The sequence below is a fragment of the Spirillospora albida genome, assembly GCF_000718255.1.
In the GTDB taxonomy this organism is placed as follows: Bacteria; Actinomycetota; Actinomycetes; order Streptosporangiales; family Streptosporangiaceae; genus Spirillospora; species Spirillospora albida.
Window position 1 is genome coordinate 1 of the sequence record NZ_JOFJ01000059.1, and the last position, 735, is coordinate 735.

Annotated in this window: 1 protein-coding gene; it reads right to left on the minus strand. The window is 66.7% G+C overall.

All coding sequences use genetic code 11. From position 1 onward, the window contains the following. A partial coding sequence (locus IE99_RS29930; protein ID WP_245623381.1) for an AMP-binding protein occupies positions 1 to 699 on the minus strand: 699 nt, incomplete at its 3' end. Positions 700 to 735 lie beyond the last annotated feature (36 nt).

Consider the following 735-nt stretch of genomic DNA (forward strand, 5'->3'; position numbering starts at 1 on the left):
GTCGCGGCGCAGTTCCTCGTCCAGGACGTGGACCTCATGGCCCTCGACCAGCCACAGCAGCTCTTCCCACGACATGTCGAACGAGAACGACACCGTGTGCGCGATCCGCAACCGCCGACCCGCCTCCGCCTCGATCACCGGAGCGAAGATCGCCTCACGATGATTGAACTGCATGTTCGTCAAGCCGCGATACGGCGTCACCACACCCTTCGGACGCCCCGTCGAACCCGACGTATAGATCACATACGCCGGATGATCCAGACCGACCGGCGCGACCCGCTCGGCATCCCTCACCGGACCATCGGCCAGGGCCGCTATCTCCGCCACCGTCTCCGGCGCGTCCAAAACGATCGTCTGCGACGTCTCCGGCAGCCTCGCCAGGACCTCGGTCGTCGCCAGCATGCACAACGGCTTGGCGTCCTCGACCATGAACGCCAACCGCTCAACCGGATAATCCAGTTCCAACGGCAGATAAGCCGCACCCGTCTGGAGCACCGCGAACAAAGCGGCGACCATGTCCGCAGAACGCGGCAACCCCAGCGCCACCACCGTCTCCGGCCCGGCACCACGCCCGATCAGCAACCGCGCCAACCGACTGACCCGCGACGACAACTCCGCATACGACACCCGCTCCCCACCGAACACCAGCGCCGTAGCATCAGGCGTCCGACCCACCTGCTCCTCGAGCAGATCCGCCACCGACACCCCCGGCACCGGCCGCCCCGTCGCGTTCCA